This is a genomic window from Sphingomonas sp. Ant20, from assembly GCF_000783375.1.
GTDB lineage: Bacteria > Pseudomonadota > Alphaproteobacteria > Sphingomonadales > Sphingomonadaceae > Sphingomonas > Sphingomonas aerolata.
In genome coordinates, this window is the sequence record NZ_JRVI01000120.1 from 1 (window position 1) to 3,278 (window position 3,278).

The window sequence follows — 3,278 nt, forward strand, 5'->3', positions numbered from 1 at the left end:
CCCCCCGCGCTGGGCAAGCCCGAGTCGTTTTCCTGGGAGGCTCTGCAGCAGCGCGCCGCGGCGCTGGCGCGCGCGCCCTACCGCGCACCGGCCAAGGTCGCGGCGGCGGAGGCGATCGATTATGATGCGGTAGGGTCGATCAGCTACAAGCCCGAACGGACGCTGGCGGGCGGCATCCGCTTGTTCCCGCTCGGCCGTTATGCGCCGACCCCTGTCGCGATCCATGTCGTCGAACGCGGGCAGGCGCGCGCGGTCGACTTCGCCGCGGATCTCTTCAAGACCGAATCCGGGCATCACGCCGCCCTCGGCATCGCCGGCTTCCGCGCGGTGTCGAGCGACGGCAAGAGCGACTGGATGGCGTTCATCGGCGCCTCTTACTTCCGCACCGCCGGTTCTCAGGATCAATATGGCCTGTCCGCGCGCGGTATCGCGATCGACACGGGGATCGACGGCAAGGAGGAATTTCCCGCCTTCACCGCCTTCTGGATCGAGGCGACGGGCGCGCAGAGCTATACCGTCTATGCCCTTCTCGACGGGCCCAGCGTGACCGGTGCGTACCGCTTCGTGTGCCGGTACACCGACGGGACCGATGGCGGCGTCGTCCAGGATGTCTCGTCGACGATCACGCTGCGCAAGGACGTCGCGCGGCTCGGCATCGCGCCGGCGACGAGCATGTTCTGGTATGGCGAGGGCAATCGCGCCGCGGCGATCGACTGGCGCCCCGAAATCCATGATTCGGACGGGCTGGCGATGGCGACCGGTGCCGGCGAGCGGATCTGGCGTCCGCTCGCCAATCCCGCGACCCCCACGCTCGACAGCTTCCAGGATGACAATCCGCGCGGTTTCGGCCTGATCCAGCGTGACCGGGCGTTCGATCATTACCAGGACGACGGCGCCTTCTACGATCGCCGCGCGAACCTGTGGATCGAGCCGAAGGGCGATTGGGGCAAGGGCGCGGTGACGCTGTACGCCTTCCCGACCGCGAGCGAGACGGTCGACAATATCGCCGCCTTCTGGGTGCCCGCCGCGCCGGCGACCGCTGGCAAGACGATGCAGTTCGACTATCGCCTGACCTGGTCGTCGCGCGATCCGTCGGTCGCGCAGGCCGCGCATGCGGTCGAGAACTGGCGTGGCTCGGCCGGCCGGCCGGGCGCCGAGCGACGCCGGGCGCGCGGAAGGTCGTCGTCGATTTCGTCGGTGCGACGCTCGCCGGTCTCGACCGGTCGAGCGGGGTGACGGTGCAGGCCGATGTCAGCCGTGGCCGGGTCCTCGCTAGCGCCGCCTATCCGGTCGTCGGCCAGCCGAACCGCTGGCGCGTCACGCTCGATGTCGCCCCCGAACGCGGCGTCCTGGCCGATGTCCGGCTGTTCCTGAAGCGCGGCGGCAGTCGCTCAGCGAAACCGTGCTGACGCAGGTGGGTTGAGCCATGACCGTGGACAGCCCGGGCCGCCCCGGTCATCCCGCACTTCCGGCACGATTGCCCGCCGACGTCCCGATCGACATGCCGCTGCAGAATTTCCGGGCGCGCGGCACCGGCGGCGGGCCGACGCCCGACCCGCTGGCCGGACCGTCGAACGGCTCGGACACGCTGACCTCGCCCGAGGGCATGTCGTCGCGGCGACTGCTCCTGTTCCTGCTGACGATGCTGCTCGCCACCACCGCCTCCGCGGCGGTCCAGGATTCGCTGCTCGGCGACGGCATCGATCTGTGGGACGTCGCGCTGCTCGTGCTGTTCTTCCCGCTCTTCGCGTGGATCGCGTTCGGGTTTCTCAACGCGCTGATCGGGTTCGTCCTGCTGATGACGCGGATGCATCCCGGCTTCGTGCCGGTGCCGCAGAACCGCCAGCCGCTGACCGGGCAGACCGCGGTGCTGATCCCGGTCCATAACGAGGATGTCGACGCGGTATTTGGCCGGATCGCGCGGATGATGCACGCGATCGAGGCTGCGGGCGAGGCGGGGAGCTTCGCCTTCTTCGTGCTGAGCGATTCGGGCGAAGAGTCGGGCGCACAGGAGGTCGCGGCCTGGGAGGTGCTCGCACCTGGATCGCGCGTCCCGCTCTATTATCGCCGCCGGACCGACAATGTCGCGCGCAAGCCGGGCAATGTCGCCGACTGGGTCCGGCGCTTCGGCGGCGGCTATGATCACATGCTGGTGCTCGACGCGGACAGCCTGATGAGCGGCGACGCGATGATCGGCATGGCGCAGGTGATGGAGCGCCGCCCCTCGGTCGGCCTGTTGCAGACGGTGCCGACGATCCGCGGCGCGACCACGCTGTTCCAGCGCTGGATGCAGTTCAACAGCCGGCTCTACGGCCCGATCTCGACCGCCGGTCTGGTCTGGTGATCGGGGTCGGAGGCGAGCTTCTGGGGGCATAATGCGATCATCCGCACCCGGGCCTTTGCCGAAAGCTGCGGCCTGCCCGTGCTGCCTGGCGGCCCGCCGTTCGGCGGCGCGATCATGAGCCACGACATGGTCGAGGCCGCCTTGCTGCGGCGGCGCGGCTGGGCGGTCCACCTGATCATGATCGACGACAGCTATGAGGAGTTTCCCCCGACGCTGATCGACATGGCGGTGCGCGACCGGCGCTGGGCGCAGGGCAATATCCAGCATCTGAAGCTGCTCGGGTCGGACGGGTTCCATCCGGTCAACCGGCTGCAGCTCGCGATCGGGGCGTCGGCGTACATGACGTCGCCCGCCTGGCTGGTCCTGATCCTGACGACCATCGCGCAGGCCTTTGCCGGCGAAAGCAAGCTGGTCGAGGCGACGACCTCGGCGCGCGTGCTGGCGCTGACGGTCATCCTGCTGTTCGGCCCCAAATTGCTCGGGATCATCTGGGCGGTGTCCGACCGGAGCCGGCGCGCGGCGTTCGGGGGGGCGCGGGCGATCATCGCGTCAGCCATTGCCGAGATCCCGCTGTCGATGCTGTCCGCGCCGGTCATCATGCTGACGCAGACGATGGACCTGATCAGCATCTTCCGCGGCCAGCCCTCGGGCTGGAGCCCGCAGAACAGGGATCGCGACGGGCTGTCGATCGCGGATGTCGTGCCGCGCTATCGCTGGCATCTGGCGGCGGGGGTCGCCCTGCTCCTGATCTCGCCCGCCGTTCCGATCACCGCGCTGTGGCTGGCGCCAGTGACGCTGGGGCTGTTGCTGTCGCCGTGGCTCGCCAAATGGAGCGCGAGCAACGCGGCGGGGAGCCGCGCTGACGCGCGCGGCCTGTTCCAGGTGCCCGCCAGCGGCATCGACCAGCTGCCCGCGACCGAGGCGTCGGCGCTCC

The 3,278-nt window shown here is 69.6% G+C and carries 2 protein-coding genes and 1 pseudogene; all 3 read left to right on the forward strand.

Annotated elements, in window-relative coordinates; translation table 11 throughout:
* Positions 1-63 precede the first annotated feature (63 nt).
* A pseudogene (locus tag NI18_RS14315) lies at positions 64-1,409 on the forward strand (glucan biosynthesis protein).
* A gap of 17 nt (positions 1,410-1,426) precedes the next feature.
* On the forward strand, positions 1,427-2,344 hold the full coding sequence (locus NI18_RS27140) for a hypothetical protein (protein WP_306286426.1): 918 nt from the start codon (positions 1,427-1,429) through the stop codon (positions 2,342-2,344).
* Between the two features lie 39 nt (positions 2,345-2,383).
* Positions 2,384-3,278: glucans biosynthesis glucosyltransferase MdoH (gene mdoH / locus NI18_RS27145; protein ID WP_306286428.1), on the forward strand; the 895-nt coding region annotated here is incomplete at its 3' end.

Bases quoted from the DNA above. Each gene is read 5' to 3' on its own strand.
- NI18_RS27140 (WP_306286426.1), top strand. From the start codon at position 1,427: ATGACCGTGGACAGCCCGGGCCGCCCCGGTCATCCCGCACTTCCGGCA.